The sequence below is a fragment of the Ruegeria atlantica genome (assembly GCF_001458195.1).
GTDB classification, from domain to species: domain Bacteria; phylum Pseudomonadota; class Alphaproteobacteria; order Rhodobacterales; family Rhodobacteraceae; genus Ruegeria; species Ruegeria atlantica.
This window is the reverse complement of record NZ_CYPU01000039.1, coordinates 566,676-583,630: the sequence shown is the minus strand read 5'-3', so window position 1 is coordinate 583,630 and position 16,955 is coordinate 566,676. Positions and strand designations below refer to the sequence as shown.

Below are 16,955 nucleotides of genomic sequence, written 5' to 3'. Positions count from 1 at the left end.
ATTCAAATTGAGAATGCTCAAAAAAGGTTAAACTGACGTTACCGTTGCATCATTTACTCACTTTCATCTTTAGGTTGTCGAAATTTTTTTAATGCCGTCACTTTCAGAGCATCCGCACCGTGTTCAGCGACCGCAGAAACCCAAGAATTGAACTCTTCATCGCTTAGCCCATAGCGTTTTTTGGCGTCCGACAACGAAATCAGCCCGTATAGAACGCCGCGCACCACAATGACCTTGCGCGAAGCGACCCATCTGGTCGTCTCTGCAGGTGGCAGATCGTTTCGCGATAAAACCGTTCCATCCGGCAGGGTTACGGACCTTGGCCCTTCGACTTTGTGCAAATACATCTCTTGACCCTTTTTCAGCTGCGACAAAGCTGACAACAGCCTACTTAATGTCGCGTGAAACCGCCCCTTGAGAGTGTGTAGAATTTTCCTATATTCTGCCGGTCTTTCTTAACCCGCACTGGAATCGTCATGGCCCTCGATACCGAGACACCGCTGAACTCGCTTGGCTTTGCCAAACCCCCGTCAGAGACGCGGGTGGTTGTTGCCATGTCCGGCGGCGTCGACAGCTCAGTTGTTGCCGCTTATCTGGCCGATCAGGGCTATGACGTGGTTGGCGTGACGCTGCAGTTGTATGACCACGGCGCGGCCTTGGCCAAGAAAGGCGCCTGTTGCGCAGGGATTGATATCCATGACGCGCGGCGTGTGGCCGAGGAGCGCGGCTTACCGCATTACGTTCTGGATTACGAGAACATCTTCAAAGATGCTGTGATCGACGAATTCGCCGACAGCTATCTGGCCGGAGCGACTCCGGTCCCATGTATCCGGTGCAACGAGCGCGTGAAGTTCAAGGACCTCCTGGAAACTGCCAAGGACCTTGAAGCCGACTGTATGGCCACTGGCCATTATATCCAGCGCAAGATGGGCGCGAACGGGCCGGAACTGCACAGCGCCGAGGACGCGAACCGGGATCAATCCTATTTCCTGTTTTCCACTACGCCCGAGCAGTTGGACTTTCTACGTTTTCCTCTGGGCCACCTGCCCTCGAAGGACGCGACCCGAGAGATGGCCGCGCAATACGGGCTGTCGGTAGCGGACAAGCCCGACAGTCAGGACATCTGCTTTGTGCCCGATGGCAACTATGCCAGCGTGATCGAAAAGTTGCGCCCCGGTGCGGCGGAACCGGGTGAGATCGTTCATTCCGACGGTCGGGTGCTGGCACAGCATAATGGCGTCATCCACTACACCATCGGTCAGCGCCGCGGACTGGGTATCGGCGGGCTGAGCGAGCCTTTGTATGTGGTGAAGCTGGACGTAGACAAAAAGCGGGTTGTCGTTGGCCCGAAAGAACTGCTGGCGACCCGGACCGTTCCGGTGCGCGAGATCAACTGGCTAGGGGATGAGCCTTTTACGTCGCGCGACGAATGGCATTTGTCGGTCAAGGTGCGGTCGACCCGCCCGCCGCGCGAGGCGATTGTCCGACCTCTGTCTGAAACGACTGCCGAAGTCGAATTGCTGACACCTGAGGAAGGCATTTCGCCCGGTCAGGCCTGCGTGTTCTATTCCAATGAAAGCAGCCGCATATACGGCGGCGGCTGGATCTGGCGCGGTTACTGAGGCGTCCGGATCACAAGACGTCGGTCGGGCTGTTCACCAGAATATACAGTCCGACTGCTACCATGATGTAAGGTGCGATCCTGTCCAACCCGGCAAAACGCGGACCTAAAACCTGAGCGCGTGGTGCGCCCCAACTTGCAATCCCGATCAGCGTTGCCAGTGCGCACCCGGCCCCGATCATGGCCGTCAACCGAAACGCGGAAGTCGAATCCGCGAACAGCGGAGTCATAGCCGCAAGCGTGTCAATCGATAGCGTCAAAAACAGCGCGACGACTGAGGTGATAGCCCCAGTATCGGGCAGTTGACGCCCGCCCGAGCCTTTCCGTTGTTGCCAGATGCCATAAAGGCCCAGAGACAACGGGATAACCCCAAGATAACCGACCCAATTCAGAAACCGGCTGTGATCCAAGCCGCTGGCAATCACAAGCGACAGGCTCAGAATTATCATTTGCGCCGCCGCAAAGCCAAAGACGGCACGGCGCGTTTCCATCACCATGATTAGGCCAAACAGGATGACCAGATTGTCCAGGTTAGTTGATGTGGTCACGATCGCAGCGGAAAATGCGAACAGGATGTGTTCAATCATGGCGATTGGGCAGCCTGTTCAAAACCGCTCGGGCGGCCCGCAGACCCGGTGCCTCACCACCCCGGCCCAGACGATCCATGGTCACGTCCATAGCGCTGCGCTGCGCATCCGGACTGGTGGCCACGTCCGACAATGCCGTGGCAACCTTGTTCGGTTCGCAATCATCCAGCAGGCATTCGGGAACCGCGCGTGTTTCAGACACCAGATTGACAAGGGTCGCCGTGTCCAGATTCACCATGCGCTTTGCGATCAGCGTCGTCAGCCAGTTCAGATTGTAGGCTATCACCATTGGCGTGGCCTGTGCCGCCAGTTCCAATGAAACTGTCCCAGACGCCGCCAACGCAAGGTCGGCCGCAGCAAAAGCCGCCCTTTTCTGCGCCTGAGCCTGGTCCGAGGGCAAGTCCCGCGGATCAACTACGACTGGCGACCCTGGCCAGTCCTGAACATGCTCAGTTACCGCATCAAACATATGGGCCACGGCTGGTACGACCACGCGCGTGTCGGGGCGCTGTTTCAGAAACTCGATTAACGCCTGACCAAAGACCGGAGCCAGACGATCCACCTCACCCCGCCGCGAACCGGGCAAGGCCAGAACGATGGGCGATTGGCCTAGGCCGTACGCCTCGCGAAAGGCCTGAATGTCTTGTTCGGTCGCCACTGGTTCGCTGACGACAGGGTGTCCGACAAAGTCACATTCCATCCCCGCGCGCTGCATATAGGGCGGCTCGAATGGCAACAGCGCCAGTACATGATCGATGACCTTGGCCATCTTGTCCGCACGCCCGGGACGCCAGGCCCAGACACTGGGGGCAACATAGTGAACTGTGCGAATAGTACTTTGCGCTTTGACCAGCTTGGCAACCCGCAATGAGAAATCAGGACTGTCGATGGTGATCAGAACGTCTGGATTGCTATCCAGAACAGCCTGCGCTGTCTCGGAAATCCGACGTTTGAGGTGAAAAAACTTGGGGAGAACCTCGACAAGTCCCATAACCGACAATTCGGACATGGAAAAAAGGCTGTCCAACCCTTGTGCCTGCATCAGCGGGCCGCCAACACCCTGAAATTCAACTCCGGGTACCAGCGCGCGCAGGCCTTCCATCAAAGCCCCGCCAAGCCGGTCCCCCGAAGGTTCACCGGCGACGACGAAAACCCGCATCAGTTCGTCCGCTCGCGGACATACAAAAACAGGCCCAGCCTATCACATTCCGCAATCACGCGGTCTTTCTCAAGCACAAGGACGCCGCCCTTTTCGATCACAATTCCCGACAGCCCCGCCGCAACTGCGCCAGACACAGTATCAGGCCCGATCGCAGGCAGATCTGCACGAACGTCCTGATCTGGTTTCGGGGCTTTGAACAAAATGCCGCCGCCCGCATCGGGGCGCTGAGTCAGAGACTGCAACATCCATGCCGTGCCGAAGATACCTTCAATCGCCAGCGCCTGCCGTTTTGAAACCACACAGGCCTGCCCAACATCCGCAGCACCCATCGCCCGGACGATACCCGATGCACGGTCCGCATCCGTCAGATCGGCCTCAGACGGTTGCGCCTGCGTCAGACACCCGAGTTTTGGAAGAAGGTTCGGCGCGATTTCGTGGGCTGCCTTAACCTCCAGACCTGCATCCTCAAAAATGCCGATGACCGCGCGCAGCGCCGCATCATCGCCGGACATGATGGCTTGTTGCAGGATTGGGACCAAAGGCATTGTTGCTGCGTCGATCCTGGCGGGATCAATGGGCGGGCGGCCTACGGCACCTGCCATGCAAATTTGGGTCACACCCCGCGCCTTGATGTCGGCGATAAAGGTTCCGACCTGTTCCAATGGAAACTCGACATCCGGGGTCAGAGTATCCGGGCGGAAGCCCTCCATCGCACAGACCACCGGGCGGTCGGGCAACTGCGCGACCACTTCACCCGGCAAAACGCCTGTTCCCGCAATCAGCGCCAGCATTGTTTATTTCCCCGGTGTAAGGAAAGACCGATCCGAATGTCCGGTCACGAAATCGACGATCCGCTGAACGTATTCACTTTCGTTATCCGTGCCGACCCGGTGCGCGCGCTCCATGAACGTACCATCGCCAGTCGACAATTCGCGGAAGGCCGCCCGCAAAGCGGCAATATCCTCACGTGAGACACCGCGCCGTTTGAGGCCGACGAGATTTAGACCATCAAGTTCGCCACGCGGCGCCTGAACCAGGCCATATGGGATCACGTCATTTGGAACCATGGTCAACGCGCCGATGATCGCGCCACGCCCGACGCGGACCCACTGATGCAATCCAGAGATACCACCGACAATCACGTCATCCTCAATGATGCAATGACCCGCTGCGCCGGCATGGTTCACCATGATCACCCGATTGCCAATCTGGACATCGTGGGCCACATGCACGCCCGCCATCAGCAGACAATCATCCCCAATCCGCGTAACGCCGCCGCCACCATCGGTCCCGGTATTCACCGTGACATGTTCGCGAATCCGATTGCGTTTGCCGATCTCAAGGCGCGTATTCTCACCACCGAACTTCAAATCCTGTGGGATCTCTCCAATGACCGAAAAGTTGAAGATCACGGTCTCTTCACCAACCGAGGTATCGCCGGTCACCACAACATGCGATTTCAGCTCGACCCGATCCGCAAGCTTGACCTGAGGACCCACATAGCAAAACGGACCTACGACGCAGCCTTCACCAATCTGCGCGCCTTCTTCGATGATTGCGCTTGGATGGATGCCGCTCATGTGGTCTTTTCCATGTCCCAATCGACATAGGCCGAAAACTCAGCCTCGGCCGCGACCTCTCCTTCGACCGTGGCACGGCCACTGAATTTGAAGATCTTGCCACCCTTTTTACCGCGAACCGTTTCGACATGCATCTCAAGCACGTCACCCGGGATCACTTTGCGACGGAATTTGCATTTGTCGATGTTCATAAAATAGATCAACAGCTCGCTGTCGATCACGTCCATACCCACACCCAGCATAACACCCGCGGTCTGTGCCATCGCCTCGACAATGGTCACGCCCGGCATGATCGGGGTTCCCGGGAAATGGCCCTGAAAATGCGGCTCGTTCATGGTGACGTTCTTGATGCCAACGGCCGATTGAAAACCCGAGATTTCGACGACCTTGTCGACCAGCAGAAACGGGTAGCGGTGAGGCAATATCCGCTGGATCAGCTGAATGTCTGCGCTTTTGGTTTCCGTGGTCATAGTGCAGTCGTCCCGTTCTGGATTTCTCTTTGACGCGTGGTTAGCAACACCGCGCCTTAAGGGCAAGCGAACCTATTCTTTGCTTTCGTCTTCAAGTTGGCTGCCATCGCCAATCTGTTCATTGATCCGCGCAATCGCAGTGTCCGTCACATCGGTTCGGTCCGAGCTGAGAAAGACATTGGAACGTTCGATAACGACCGACGCCCCGGATTCGCGCAACAACTCGATAAGGATCGGCTGCACAAGAACCAGAAAGGTCTGCCGCGCTTCTTCGCTTCGGCGCGCAAGGGCGTCCAGTTTAGCACGCTGACTTTCGCGATGTGTCTGAACCTTGTTTTCGAACGCCTCGGCCAACGGTCGAAACTCTTCGGTTGGCAGTTCTGCGCGCTTTTCGGTCAGGTCTTTTTCTTCCTTGCTCAGTTCAGCGACAATTCGTTCATTCTCGTCGGCCAGCAATGCGCCTTCACTTTCGATCTCGCGCATGACGCGCCGACCGAATTGCGACTCGGAAAATAACCGGTCACTGGATAGGGTCAGAACATTCGCCTGAGGAACGCCTAATTGCTGCGCCTGAGCGGTCGACATGCAGGCCAGCGCCAGAAAAACGCACAGGGCCCGAAATGGGCCCTGTGTAATTAATTTTATCAAGTTCAACATCTGGCGATCAGAACCGTGCCTGAACGGTCAGGTCAAAGTTCTGTTCCTTGTCGAAGTCCTCTTTCTTCAAAGCTTTCGAGAAGTTGAACCGCAGGGGGCCGAAAGGCGTTTCCCACAGAACGGACACACCGATCACGTGGCGGATAGACCCGTCCGCGCCCACGATGTCGGCACCAGCAGTGTTCACGTTGTTGATATTGTAGACGTTACCAACATCGTAGAACACACCGCCGCGCAGACCCAGTTCTTCGGGCAGTCCAAGCGGGAAGTCTGATTCAAACCGGGCAACCCAGTAGTAGTTTCCACCGATCGCATCGTCCTGAGCGTTCGACAGGTCACGCGGACCCAGACCCGCAGGTTCAAAGCCACGGAACGTATTCGGACCAATCAAGAAGCGGTCGATCACACGGCTGAAGTCGTCGCCCTGCCAATGCAGTGCACCTAATTCCATCGAGGCCCTTAGAACAACTTCCTCGTTCAGGACACGTGTCTGCGCGATGCCGCGCGCTGTGGTCTTGTAGAACTCGTTGTCGCCGCCTAGACCGGCCGCATCAACGCCAACCTCAAACAAAACGCCCGCATTCGGGTTCAGACCACCGCGTCGACTATCATAGAGGTAGGATACGCCCAGCGTGCTGGATGTCCGCTTGCCCTGCTCTATTTCCGAAGCGATAACAGCACCGTTAACTTCATCATCTTGCTGCGTCATCTCGCTGCGGTTCCAGCCATAGCGGAGACGGAGCGAAGACAACTCACTGATTGCATAGCTCAGCTGCGGCTCGAAGAAGACGCGCTTGGTATCGTAGCTTGCAAAGCTCGAATTCGTCGATGCAAGGCCAAGACCCAGATCGAACTGCAACCGGCGACCCAGCAAATATGGTTCGGTAAAGTTAAGGATGTATTGCTCGGAATCCTGCGCCGTCGAAAGGGTCAAGCCAAGGTTTTGACCACGACCCAGGAAGTTGGATTCATTCAGGCCAATTGCAATCCCGAAACCGTCGGAAATTGAGTAACTACCACCGAGGCTCAGCGAGCCGGTGGGCTGTTCTTCGACGTCCACATCCACAATCACCTGGCTGGGCGTGGACCCTTCGCGCGGCTCAACATCTGCCACGGCAAAGAACCCAAGGGCACGGATACGTTCAGCACTCTGGCGGATTTCGCGCGGATTGAACGGATCACCTTCGACCGTATCGAACTGGCGACGGATCACGCGGTCCAATGTCGTTGTGTTGCCTTCGATGTCGATACGTTCAACAAAGATCCGCGGACCTCTGGTCAGAACAAACTGAACGTCCAGCGTCAGATCACGTGGGTTACGCGTGACCCGCGGTTCGACCCGCAGGAAATCAACACCCTGTTTCAAACCCAACCGTTCCTGGCGAGCGATCGAGCTTTCGATCAGAGAAGGGGAATAGGTCACGCCCGGGCGGATTTTCAATGCCGCTTGATATGCGGCAGGATCAACGCCCGGAATTTCACTGACGGTCGAAATCTTGCCAAACGAGAACTTCTGCCCCTCGGTGATATTCATCACCAGGAAGAAAGCGTCACGTTCGCGGGTGAATTCGACATTTGCGCTGTTCACGCGGAAATCCACGTATCCACGCGACAGATAGAAGTCGCGAATGACTTGTTTATCAAACTCGATCCGGTCCGCGATAAACGTATCGCCGCGCAGGAATGTACGCAGAATGTTGGCCTGCTTTGTCTCCAGTATCCGGCGCAAGCGGCGGTCTGAGTATGCCCGGTTACCAACAAAGCTGACACGCTCAACCTCGATCGTGGTGCCTTCGGCAATTTCAAAGACAAGATCGACACGGTTGTCGCTGCGGCGAATGATGCGCGGGATAACAGTCGCGGAAACGCGGCCCTGCGCGGAATAGATTTCAGCAATTTGATCCGCGTCGGCTTCAGCAAGCTGTGGTGTGAAAACCCGGCGGGGCTGAGAATTGATGGCATCAAGCAGAACATCGTCTTTTACGCGACGATTGCCTTCGATGCTGATCTGGTTGATCGTCGGATACTCTTCGACCTCAATCACCAGAGTGCTTCCACGCGGCGTCAGTTCAACTGTCTCAAAAACACCACTGTCAAGCAAACGCTGAAACGCATCGTTCAACTGTCCGGCGGTCACTGTCTGGCCGGGCTGAATTCCAGTCCGGGCAATGATTGTCGAACTTTCGATCCGCCTGTTACCCTCAACATCGAACGAATTGATCGTGTAGCTTTGCGCGCGCGCAACCTCTGGCAGGAAGGTAAAGCTTGCCACAAAAACAAAAGAAAAAATACGTAGCGTCTGCCACAAAATATTGTTTGCTGGCTTTTGCCCCCCGCATGATGTGCCTGCGCCTCGCCTATCAGTCATTTTTTTTCTACCCGAATTTTAGGACTTTATTGTTGAGTAGCGAGATTAGGTTTCCTTGTCAAAAGACGAAAACACAAAGCGGCCCAATGGGCCGCTGTTAATCGTGTTCAATTAATAGTGAGAATCACATGTTGACCAAGAAGGTCCAACCGCCAATGGCGAATGCAGTCGCACCGAAAAACAGCAAAAAGTCCCAGTTCAACATGAACAGGAAGCTAAAGCTTTGATACGATTTTCGAAGTGCGTTAGTCATTTGAGCATCTGCCACATAAAATTGAGACGCGATAAAATTATCTGCGGATTGAGGCGAAATTGCGGCTTTTGTTGGCGCGCAAGGCCACAATCAGCAAAACAGATCGTTGGTCAGGGCGAAGATCATCAAGCCGAGGATCAAGGATACCCCTACCCCCATCAAAATCTTCAGCGCGCCATCGCTTGGCGGTTTGCCAGTTACAGCTTCATAGGCATAAAACACCAGATGACCACCGTCCAAGGCAGGGATCGGAAACAGATTCAGCAAACCGACTGCTGTAGACAGCACAGCAATAAAGAAGATGAAGCTTTGCGCACCCTGGCTGGCCATCGCCCCCGAAGTTTCGGCAATACCAATCGGGCCGGTCATGTTGCAGGTGCTGATGGCACCGGTAATCATGTGCCAGATACCTGACAGTGAGCCGTCTATGACAAGCAGGGTTTGACGTGCGCCGCCCGAAATGGATTCAAGAACTCCGGCCGCCTCGGTCGCGGGTTCCAGCATCATCCCGCCAACGATACCGATGCGCCAATGTGTAACAAAGCCGCCTTCTGACTGCGGTTCGTCCGTACGGCGCGGGGCAAGTGCAAACTCAAGATCTGCCCCATCGCGCCAGACATTCATCAACAGAACTTTCCCGTCGGACCCTTCGACATGCTCTTTCAACTGATCAAATGCAAAGATCGGGTCCCCATTGACCGACGTGATGACATCACCACGCTTAAGGTCGATATCCATGGCTGCACTACGAGGCGTAACCTGCTGAATCAGGGGCGGAAACAGCCAGGGACCGGTCACATCCATGGTCTGACCATCGCGGATGACCGTATAATGCAGAACCGGTTCCACCGGCAACGCGTCAACAAAGTCAGTCCACGCGCCCGCCTCGTCAAAATCGGGCACCGCGACACCGCCAATAGCGACGATTTCGTCACCGTCCTGCAATTGCTGAACGGTGCCGGGTAAAGGGTGCAAGGTCCCGACCGTCAGTGGGTCCTTAGTCACACCCTGGGTCAGGAAAATCAGACCAAACACCAGGATCGACATGATGAAATTGAAAACCGGACCTGCGGCAACTGTGGCCGACCGGGCCCAAAGAGGTGCCCCATGCATAGTGCGGCGCAAATCCTCCGGGCTCTGCTCGGTAATTTCCTCCATCGCGGTTTCGTCTTTGCCCGACGCCGCATTCGCATCGCCCAGGAATTTGACATACCCACCAAAAGGCAGTGCGGCGATCTGCCATCGCGTGCCGCGTTTGTCGATGCGGCTCCAGAGAACCGGGCCAAACCCGACCGAGAACACCTCGGCATGGATACCGGACCAGCGTCCAACGATGTAATGGCCGTACTCGTGCACCGCGACGATCACCGAAAGTGCGATGACAAAGGCAATGATCGTGTACAGCAAATTGCCAAACTGAGGGATCAGAGAAAGTACGTCCAAAATTTTATCCTGCTCGTTGGATGACGATGTCATCTACCCATGTACGTGCCAAATGGTCCGTTTGCAGCACGTTATCAAGAGTTAAAGGGGCATCAATAAGGCCACCTGCGGCCTCGAATCTGTCCAGAACGGCCTCGACTATGTCGGCCATCTGAAGGAAACCTATTTCGCGCGCGACGAAGCGATCCAACGCCCGTTCTTTGGCGGCGTTGAACACAGCACCTGACAGGCCGCCGCGTTCCATCACGGCGCGCGCCAAGCGCAGCGCGGGATACCGCGCCTCATCGGGTTCACTGAACCTCAGCTGCCCAAGTTTGCCAAGGTCCAACCGTTCGACCGGCAAACCCTTCCGGTCGGGCCAGTGGAGAGCGTACCCGATGGCATGGCGCATATCCGGGGCGCCCATATGGGCCATGACAGCGCCGTCCTGGAACCCGACTAAGGCATGAACGATGGATTCCGGGTGCACCAGCACTTCGATCTGATCCGGAGACACGCCGAAGAATTCTTTGGTTTCAATCAGCTCCAGCGCTTTGTTAAACATTGACGCGCTGTCGATTGTGATCCGCTGCCCCATATCCCAGTTCGGATGGCTCGAGGCTTGCTCGACTGTTGCATGCGCTAGCCTGCTCAGTGGCCAATCGCGGAACGCGCCGCCACTTGCTGTGATGATGATACGCTCGACCGCGGCCATTTCCTCGCCGACAAGCGCCTGAAATACGGCTGAATGTTCGCTGTCAACCGGCAAAAGCCGCGCATTGTTCGCTTTGGCCGTTTCAAGAACCAACGCACCGGCGCAGACAAGCGTTTCCTTATTGGCCAACGCCAACGTGCCGCCCTGCCTGAGCACTTCAAGGCCCGGTTCCAGACCGGCGGCGCCCACAATGGCCGACATAACCCAATCGGCAGGCCGGGCCGCAGCTTCCGTCAGCGCATTTTGACCAGCTGCCACTTTGACGCCCGAGCCCGCAAGGGCCGTGCGCAGATCATCCAACCGGTCTTCATAGGCCGTAACTGCCACATCGGCGTTCAAACGCCGGGCATCTTCCGCCAGCTTTTCGATATTCGCCCCGCCCGTCAGAGCGACGACGTCATAGGACGCGGGGTCGCGATCAATCAGATCAATCGTGTTTTGCCCAATTGATCCGGTCGCGCCGAAGATTGAGATTTTGCGCATCACATCGCTCCGGGGGAATAGAGAATCCCGGCTATCAAAACGAACAGGGCCGCGCCCATCATGCCGTCAAAGCGATCCAGAAACCCGCCATGACCTGGTATCAGGTTCGAGCTGTCCTTGACCGCAAATTTGCGCTTTGTTGCGCTTTCGACAATGTCCCCGGCCTGACTGGCCATCGACGCAAGCACCGAAATTACCACAAACATGACGCCAAAGCCGGCATGAACGGCAAAGATCGTGCCAACCACAGCTGCTGCTGCCCACCCGCCTGCGGTGCCCGACCATGTTTTCTTTGGGCTGACCTTGGGCCAGAACTTAGGGCCGCCAAAGGTTTTGCCAACAAAGTATCCTGCAACATCCGTTGCCACGACCACCGAGATAAGCCAGACCATCCAGCCGAACCCCATGTTCTCGCGGATTGAGATGAAGCCCAGACCCGATGCAGCAATCCAGAAAGCGAAAAGCGCGTAGATCCCCTTGGATCGACTGATCTGTCCTGCCCCGACCAAGGCCGGCGCAAGCAGGAATGGCAGCGTATAAAGCGGCGGAAGATGATAGCTAAAAACGACAGCAATACCGGTGAGGATGCCCAACTGGATCGCCACACCAATGCGGTCCGGATCGATCATCCGCACCAGTTCCCAAGTCATCAATCCGCAGGCGATTGCGATAAAGGCTTCGAACCACAGGCCGCCCAGCCACACTTCGACCGAGCCGATGCACACAAGCACCGCAGCAGACAGAACACGGGCGGTTAGGTCAGACCATCGGCCCTCGCTCATGCCGGAACCGCTCCGAACCGCCGGTCACGGCTTCCAAAGTTCCGGCACAGCCGTTCCAGTTCGGCCGAGGTGAAGTCGGGCCAGAGCGTGTCGATAAATTCGTATTCCGAATAGGCCGATTGCCATAAAAGAAAGTTGGATATACGGGCTTCGCCACTGGTCCGGATCACCAAATCCGGATCGGGAAGAACATGTGTATCCAGATACTTGGGCAGGGTTTCCTCGTCCACATCTTCGGGGCGCAAGCGGCCTTCGGCGACGTCACGCGCCAACCGTTTGGTCGCCCGGGCAACCTCATCCCGCCCGCCGTAATTCAACGCTATGGTCAGATGCACCAGATCGTTTTGCTGGGTTGCAACCTCCAAAGTATCCATCAGTTCCGTCAGTTTGGAATCCAGTCGAACCCGATCGCCGATAAAGCGTACGCGCACACCAGCTTTGGTCAAGTTGCGCGCTTCTTTGATGATGTACCGTCGAAACAGGCTCATCAGCCCGGCTACTTCGACCTGGGTCCGTTTCCAGTTCTCGGTCGAGAAGGCAAAGACGGTCAGATACTTGATGCCCAATTCCGGACAGGCCTCAACCACTTCCCGAACCCGCCGGGCGCCGGCCTGGTGGCCAAACAGCCTAGGCCGGTTGCGCGCCTGTGCCCAACGACCGTTGCCATCCATGATGATAGCGACATGGCGCGGTCCTGTGGCGGATGAAGGTTGAGTAGTGTCAGGCATGATGCGGGCTCAGACCTGCATGATCTCGGCCTGCTTGGTTTCAAGCGCGGCATCTACGTTCTTGATCATCTGGTCGGTCAGGTCCTGAACTTCACTTTCCCAGAACTTCTGATCGTCTTCTGACATGCCGTCAGCCTTGGCTTTCTTGATCTGATCCATGCCGTCGCGACGGACGTTACGGATCGAAACGCGGGCGTTCTCGGCATATTGCCCGGCAACCTTGCCCAGCTCGCGGCGGCGTTCTTCGTTCAATTCGGGGATCGGCAGCATGATGATGGTGCCGTTCAGCTGGGGGTTGATGCCCAGACCGCTTTCACGGATCGCTTTTTCAACCTTGCCCACCAGGCCTTTGTCCCAAACATTCACCGTCACCATACGCGGTTCGGGGACGTTTACGGTACCGACCTGATTGATTGGGGTCATCGACCCATAGGCATCAACCATAACTGGTTCCAGCATCGACGCCGACGCACGGCCTGTTCGTAGTGAAGCGAATTCGGTTCTAAGGTTGCCCATGGCGCCATCCATACGGCGCTTCAGATCGTCGGTGTCTAGTTCAAAATCGTCAGACATGCTGCTCACTCCCCGTCTTCAGGTGATGTTTGCATGGCTCATAGTCCATCGCAATTGGGATGTATAGCAATGATGATCCGGAATTGAGCCAATGACCAGAGGTGTTTCTGGCATTTTCGGGTTCTTTCAATGGCAACTGAACCGGCCAACACCGATGTCAGCCGGTTCGACCAAGTGCATAGGAATCAGGCATTTACATCGACAACAACACGGCCTTTGACCTGACCCTTTAGGATATCCACACCCAATTGAGGCAGATCGCTCAGCGTCGCGGGATGAACCATTGCCTCCAGCTTGTCCATTGGCAGGTCGGTTGCGACGCGTTGCCATGCGCGAACCCGGTTGTCATAGGGCTGCATCACACTGTCGATGCCCAACAGGTTGACACCGCGCAACAGGAACGGAATGACGCTTGCGGGCAGCCCTGCCCCTCCGGCCAGACCAACGGCTGCGACTGAGGCACCATATTTCATCTGACCCAGCACACGGGCCAACATTTCGCCCCCCACCGCGTCAATGCACCCGGCCCAGGACTCGCTTTCCAACGGGCGTTTCACGGTTTCATTGAGATCCTCGCGTGGGACAATCGTGGTGGCGCCGAGTGATTTTAGATATTCACCCGCCTCTGGCCGGCCTGTCACGGCAGCCACCTCATAGCCCAAATTGGCCAGAATGGCGGTCGCAACCGAACCAACACCACCAGCGGCCCCGGTAACAAGCACTGGACCATGTCCCGGCTGCATGCCTTGATCCTCAAGCGCCATAACCGCCAACATCGCTGTGAAACCGGCCGTGCCCACAGCCATTGCCTGACGTGTGTCCAAACCTTCGGGCAAGGGAACCAACCAGTCAGCCAGAGCGTTGGCTTTCTGGGAATACCCGCCCCAATGCGCTTCGCCTACGCGCCAGCCAGTAAGAACGATCTTGTCGCCCGGCTTATAACGATCGTCCGAGGACGCCTCGACCGTACCGCTGTAATCAACGCCGGGCACGTGCGGATAGCTGCGCACCAGCCCGCCGCCCTTCGGCGACATACAAAGGCCGTCCTTGTAGTTCACGGTTGAATACTCAACAGCGATTGTCACTTCGCCATGGGGCAGATCCCCAACGGAAAGCTGTTTGACCGAAGCGCTTGCCAGTCCGCTGTCTTCGTCCTTATCCATTACCAACGCATTGAACATTTCAACTTTCCTTTCTTTTCAACCAGTCACCAGCCTTTGCTGAACTGATTATTCCCATTCATATCCAGAATTTGTCTCGCACGGTTGCGCCACGCATTCCGTCCGGTGTTTCAATTTCGATCCGTGTGCCGGGTTCCCAATGGCTCAGCTTGACCATACCGATTGCCACATTGGTGTCGAAATCCGGGGACCAAGCGGCCGACGTAATCTGGCCAATCCGCTTGCCTGCAGCCACTACCGGCCAAGGGCGGTCGCTTGGTGGCACGGCGTCTCCTTCGATTGCGATCGGACGGATTTGCTGAACCGGACCCTCCTTGGCCACGCGCAGCAGAGCGTCTCGGCCAATACAACCGATTGCCGTATGGGTGTTACAGAATTTGCCCAAACCGCATTCATGCGGCGTGTTGTCGTCGGTCATGTCGTTGCCGTATGACAGTAACCCACCCTCAATCCGTTCGATTAGATTGGGACAGCCCGCGCGGACGTGTAGGTCTTCACCCGCTGCGAAAAGGGCGTTCCACAAGGGCATACCGATGTCCGAACCCTCGACATAGATTTCGAAACCACCTTGTTTGGAGTAACCAGACCGTGCGATTGCGAGTTCACGTCCCTGGAACTCGAACTTGTCGAATTTAAAGAAACGAATGTCACGCACCCGGTCGCCAAAAACACGGGCCAGCAGGTCATCCGCCTTCGGCCCTTGTATCGCCAGCGGAGACACATCGGGTTCGTCGACCAGCACATCCAGACGGTATCCGTTGGCAATGCCCTTGACCCAAAGCAGCAAGTCACTGTCGGCAATCGAAATCCACCACCGATCTTCCGAAAGCTTCACCGCCACAGGATCATTCAGCATTCCGCCTGTTTCATCGACAATGGGAATGTAAAAGCACTGACCGGGCAACATCCGCCGCAGATCCCGTGGCGTCAGCATCTGCATCAGCCGCGCGGCGTCCGGCCCACGCAGTTCGACCTGCCGTTCGCAGGAAACATCCCAAACCTGCACATGGGTTTTCAGATGCCGGTAGTCCGCTTCGACGGATTCAAAAACAGTGGGCAATAACATACGGTTATAAACCGTATATCCTTTAACTCCAGCAGCTTCGACACCATCAGAAAAAGGTGTTCGGCGCAGGCGACGCGAGAGTGAGATCTGAGCCACTTAAGCCTCCTCAGGCAGAAAAACCAGATCGCTCACCGGTGCAGCAGAACCTGTTTCGGTCAGCATTTGATGCAGCTGGCCCCGGTGATGTGTTTGGTGGTTGAAGAAATGAATGACGCATTGCGCATACGGTTTCGTGACATCGGCTTCTTTGGCGGCTGAGAACCATGTGAACGGGCCGCGCAGGTCTTCGTTATTCAAGGACGCGGCCCATTGGGTTGTCCGCTGGTCAATCTGATCGCGTAGCGGCAACCATTCTGCCAGATCGATGCACAGTGACGGGCTTTCCGGGATACCGCCGCCAGGACCCTGCCCTTTGTCAAACCGCGACATCCATATCCAGTCCCCCCAAAGCAGATGATTTGCCGTGCCCAGGATCGAACCAAAAAACGCTCCGCGTTCGCGGGTCAGTTTCTCATTCGAAAGCGCGGCAAGAAACCCCTTCAACTGGCTGTTTTGCCAGTGATTATATCGGGCCATCTCCTGCGCATAGGCCGCGGTGATCATCACTTTGGCCCGTGCCAGTCGATTGGGCAGATTTCGGCGGACTTGCCGCCAAAGTCCCAAACACGACCGTAATCACGCACCTTGGATTTGGTACCGCGGGCAACGATGATATCCGGACCCATCCAATATTTTGAGTTTGACACCATGACAGGGTGGTCCGGATCTTTGCCGCCCAGCATCTCAATTTCACCCTGTATCTTGCGGCCGATCGCGATGCGGCGCTTGGTGCCGTCGCGCTCAATCTGAACCGGCGCGCGCTCGGCCCCGATAATCTCGCTGACCAGCATGGTAAACAAACCGGTGGTCCCGCCCGCTTGACCGCTGAAGATTTGCAACAGCCCGTTGTAGGCCTTGCCGCTGGCACGCTCATCGACATAAGCGGCCACTTTCCACTGTCCTTCACCCATTCGGCCCGGAATATCGACCAGCAGCCCGACATTCAGACCGGACAGGTCTTCGCCTTCATAGTGACCCTCATCAACGATAATACCCATCCACGCGTGGCAATGTCCTTCGGTCGGAGGGTGCGCGCCCAAAGAAACCACGCAGGGGCAGAATACATCGCACGAGCAGTTCAGGATCAATTCGCCTTTGATTGCCCAATCTGTCGGGCTCATCTCGCGCCGCTTGGGGTTGGGCATACGGCTATCAATGCGCTGACTGATCGGCAGCTTGTCGGCCTCGGGTTTTCTGTTCTTAGCCAT

General features: G+C 56.5%; 19 protein-coding genes. 1 reads left to right on the top strand and 18 read right to left on the bottom strand.

Annotation, left to right across the window (positions count from 1 at the left end):
- Positions 1 to 53: 53 nt before the first annotated feature.
- Positions 54 to 347 (bottom strand): CtrA inhibitor SciP, encoded by a 294-nt coding sequence (gene sciP / locus RUA4292_RS12755; protein WP_058278191.1) that lies wholly within the window; start codon positions 345 to 347, stop codon positions 54 to 56.
- Positions 348 to 476: 129 nt separating this feature from the next.
- On the opposite strand from sciP, the gene mnmA reads away from it, so the two are divergent.
- Positions 477 to 1,622 carry a tRNA 2-thiouridine(34) synthase MnmA gene (mnmA, locus tag RUA4292_RS12750; RefSeq protein WP_058277901.1) on the top strand — a complete coding sequence of 382 codons (1,146 nt, stop codon included), beginning with the start codon at positions 477 to 479 and terminating at the stop codon, positions 1,620 to 1,622.
- Between the two features lie 10 nt (positions 1,623 to 1,632).
- On the opposite strand, the gene RUA4292_RS12745 is transcribed toward mnmA, so the two are convergent.
- From RUA4292_RS12745 to RUA4292_RS12670, 17 genes are all read right to left on the bottom strand, one after another.
- Entirely contained in the window at positions 1,633 to 2,169 is a 537-nt protein-coding gene (locus RUA4292_RS12745) for a hypothetical protein (protein ID WP_158507026.1), read from the bottom strand.
- A gap of 31 nt (positions 2,170 to 2,200) precedes the next feature.
- On the bottom strand, positions 2,201 to 3,367 hold the full coding sequence (lpxB, locus tag RUA4292_RS12740; protein ID WP_058277899.1) for a lipid-A-disaccharide synthase: 1,167 nt from the start codon (positions 3,365 to 3,367) through the stop codon (positions 2,201 to 2,203).
- Positions 3,367 to 4,161 carry an LpxI family protein gene (locus tag RUA4292_RS12735; protein ID WP_058277898.1) on the bottom strand — a complete coding sequence of 265 codons (795 nt, stop codon included), beginning with the start codon at positions 4,159 to 4,161 and terminating at the stop codon, positions 3,367 to 3,369. The genes lpxB and RUA4292_RS12735 overlap by 1 nt, the downstream gene beginning before the upstream one ends.
- A 3-nt stretch (positions 4,162 to 4,164) precedes the next feature.
- Complete coding sequence (gene lpxA, locus RUA4292_RS12730) at positions 4,165 to 4,950, bottom strand: acyl-ACP--UDP-N-acetylglucosamine O-acyltransferase (protein ID WP_058277897.1); 786 nt, start codon at positions 4,948 to 4,950, stop codon at positions 4,165 to 4,167.
- Entirely contained in the window at positions 4,947 to 5,420 is a 474-nt protein-coding gene (gene fabZ / locus RUA4292_RS12725) for a 3-hydroxyacyl-ACP dehydratase FabZ (protein WP_058277896.1), read from the bottom strand. The genes lpxA and fabZ overlap by 4 nt, the downstream gene beginning before the upstream one ends.
- 72 nt (positions 5,421 to 5,492) lie before the next feature.
- The gene (locus RUA4292_RS12720; RefSeq protein WP_058277895.1) at positions 5,493 to 6,077 is read right to left on the bottom strand and encodes an OmpH/Skp family outer membrane protein; all 585 of its coding nucleotides are present in this window, start codon (positions 6,075 to 6,077) and stop codon (positions 5,493 to 5,495) included.
- 7 nt (positions 6,078 to 6,084) lie between these two features.
- Positions 6,085 to 8,445 carry an outer membrane protein assembly factor BamA gene (gene bamA, locus RUA4292_RS12715; RefSeq protein WP_058277894.1) on the bottom strand — a complete coding sequence of 787 codons (2,361 nt, stop codon included), beginning with the start codon at positions 8,443 to 8,445 and terminating at the stop codon, positions 6,085 to 6,087.
- Positions 8,446 to 8,569: 124 nt separating this feature from the next.
- A complete protein-coding gene (locus tag RUA4292_RS25465; RefSeq protein ID WP_267885452.1) occupies positions 8,570 to 8,698 on the bottom strand; it encodes a hypothetical protein in 129 nt (42 codons plus the stop codon).
- 90 nt (positions 8,699 to 8,788) lie between these two features.
- Entirely contained in the window at positions 8,789 to 10,141 is a 1,353-nt protein-coding gene (gene rseP, locus RUA4292_RS12710) for an RIP metalloprotease RseP (RefSeq protein ID WP_058278190.1), read from the bottom strand.
- Positions 10,142 to 10,145: 4 nt separating this feature from the next.
- Positions 10,146 to 11,318, bottom strand: a complete 1,173-nt coding sequence (gene dxr / locus RUA4292_RS12705) for a 1-deoxy-D-xylulose-5-phosphate reductoisomerase (RefSeq protein WP_058277893.1) — start codon at positions 11,316 to 11,318, stop codon at positions 10,146 to 10,148.
- The gene (locus RUA4292_RS12700) at positions 11,318 to 12,100 is read right to left on the bottom strand and encodes a phosphatidate cytidylyltransferase (protein ID WP_058277892.1); all 783 of its coding nucleotides are present in this window, start codon (positions 12,098 to 12,100) and stop codon (positions 11,318 to 11,320) included. The genes dxr and RUA4292_RS12700 overlap by 1 nt, the downstream gene beginning before the upstream one ends.
- Positions 12,097 to 12,828: an undecaprenyl pyrophosphate synthase gene (gene uppS / locus RUA4292_RS12695; RefSeq protein WP_058277891.1), complete on the bottom strand. Its 732-nt coding sequence runs from the start codon at positions 12,826 to 12,828 to the stop codon at positions 12,097 to 12,099. The genes RUA4292_RS12700 and uppS overlap by 4 nt, the downstream gene beginning before the upstream one ends.
- A 9-nt stretch (positions 12,829 to 12,837) precedes the next feature.
- On the bottom strand, positions 12,838 to 13,401 hold the full coding sequence (gene frr / locus RUA4292_RS12690) for a ribosome recycling factor (protein WP_058277890.1): 564 nt from the start codon (positions 13,399 to 13,401) through the stop codon (positions 12,838 to 12,840).
- Between the two features lie 185 nt (positions 13,402 to 13,586).
- A complete protein-coding gene (gene acuI, locus RUA4292_RS12685) occupies positions 13,587 to 14,582 on the bottom strand; it encodes an acryloyl-CoA reductase (RefSeq protein ID WP_058277889.1) in 996 nt (331 codons plus the stop codon).
- Between the two features lie 58 nt (positions 14,583 to 14,640).
- Positions 14,641 to 15,744, bottom strand: coding sequence for a dimethylsulfoniopropionate demethylase (locus tag RUA4292_RS12680; RefSeq protein ID WP_058277888.1), 1,104 nt, complete (start codon positions 15,742 to 15,744; stop codon positions 14,641 to 14,643).
- Complete coding sequence (locus RUA4292_RS12675) at positions 15,745 to 16,251, bottom strand: DinB family protein (RefSeq protein WP_058277887.1); 507 nt, start codon at positions 16,249 to 16,251, stop codon at positions 15,745 to 15,747. It lies immediately after the preceding gene.
- On the bottom strand, positions 16,251 to 16,955 hold the full coding sequence (locus tag RUA4292_RS12670; protein ID WP_058277886.1) for a DUF1326 domain-containing protein: 705 nt from the start codon (positions 16,953 to 16,955) through the stop codon (positions 16,251 to 16,253). The genes RUA4292_RS12675 and RUA4292_RS12670 overlap by 1 nt, the downstream gene beginning before the upstream one ends.